At 63.1% G+C, this 1,563-nt stretch carries 1 pseudogene; it reads right to left on the minus strand.

The window, feature by feature from the left end:
- Positions 1 to 66: 66 nt before the first annotated feature.
- A pseudogene (locus ABLE93_RS26870) lies at positions 67 to 1,505 on the minus strand (IS1182 family transposase).
- Between the last annotated feature and the right edge of the window lie 58 nt (positions 1,506 to 1,563).

Here is a 1,563-nt window from a genome sequence, read left to right on the forward strand (position 1 = left end):
GAGGCTGTGTGAGAACTCAGTATGGATCGTCGCGCAGGTTGTTGCTACGGCGCGCGTCGGGTCCGGTCACCCGGCTATCGCCTTGAGGGTCGAGGCCACGCCGGCAACGGCAATGGCGCGCTTCATGTTGTAAGCCAGTATCGCCAGGCTGGCTTCGGTGGCGACGTGCTTGAGGCCGCGCGTTCGGAAGTGGGTCGCACCCATCCAGCCCTTGATGGTGCCGAAGACGTGCTCGACGGTACAGCGGCGGACCGCCATTGCGTCAGGCATCGCTTGAAGCCTGCGCTCCATCTCATCAAGCACAGCCTCATGCTCCCATCGGCGGATGCGCTTCTCCTTGCCGGCCGTGCACAGGGGACGCGACGGGCAGGCGCTGCAGGCCTTCTGGTTGAAGTAGACGCTTATGAGCTTGCCGCCCTCCACCCGGGCAAAGCGTTTCTGCAGCTGTTGATCGGCGGGGCAGCGATAGGTGTCGGTCTGCGGCTCATGCACGAACATAGCCTTGCCCCAGAAGCCGCGCGCCTGAGCCGGTGATTGTTGGGCTTGGGCACCATCGGGATGATGCCAGCTTCGGCGCAGGCGCGGATCTGCTCGCCCTCATAGTATCCACGATCGGCAAGAACGATCATCTCGGTAGCGCCGGTCTCGGCCTGTGCGGCCGTGGCCATCTCCAGCAGATGCGAGCGGTCATGACCGCGGTTGGTCACCGCATTGGCGACGATGATGTGGTGCCGAGTATCGACGGCTGCCTGAACATTGTAACCGACCACGCCGCGATGATCGCTGCCGGTTGCCATGGCGCGGGCATCCGGATCGGTCAGCGATATCTGCTCATCGGGGGAGGCTTCCAACTGCCGGCCGATCACCTCGAGTTCGCTAAGGCGCCCGCGCAGCGACACCAGTCGCTCGGTCAGGTGATGGATCCTGGGAGTGGCCGGGCCCGTCTCCGCCCTGTCGGTCTCCTCAAGCTCGGCGAGATAGCGCGCGATGCTCTCCTCGACATGGGCCTTGCGCCGCGCAAGCTTCCCCTTGGTATAATTCTTCTCGTGCGTGTTCACCGCGCGCAGGCGTGATCCGTCGATTGCGACCATGCCGCCACCGACGAGACCCAGTGCACGACAGATGGCGACGAAGCGCTGGCACGCGATCTGGATCGCGCTGGCATTGTCATGGCGGAAGTCCGCGATCGTCTTGAAGTCGGGTGCCAGCTTGCCGGTCAGCCACATCAGTTCGATGTTGCGGCCCGCCTCGCGCTCCAGCTTCCGGCTCGAGGTCAGCTGATGCAGGTATCCATAGACATAAAGCTTGAGCATCGTGCCCGGTGCGTAGCCGGGCCTGCCGGTCAATGCCGGCTGCACCCGGGCAAAACCGAGCTCGGCAAGATCGAGTTCATCGACAAAGGCATCGATGATGCGGACCGGATTGTCGGGATCGACATAGTCCTCCAAACAAGCGGGCAGAAAGCTCGCCTGATGACGGTCGGCAGCCTCGACAAAACGTCCCATCTGGCACCTCCGAAGCAGTGCCTAAACATAGCATAATCAGGGGTTTTCACACAGCCTC

Source organism: Xanthobacter pollutisoli (assembly GCF_040044995.1).
In the GTDB taxonomy this organism is placed as follows: domain Bacteria; phylum Pseudomonadota; class Alphaproteobacteria; order Rhizobiales; family Xanthobacteraceae; genus Xanthobacter.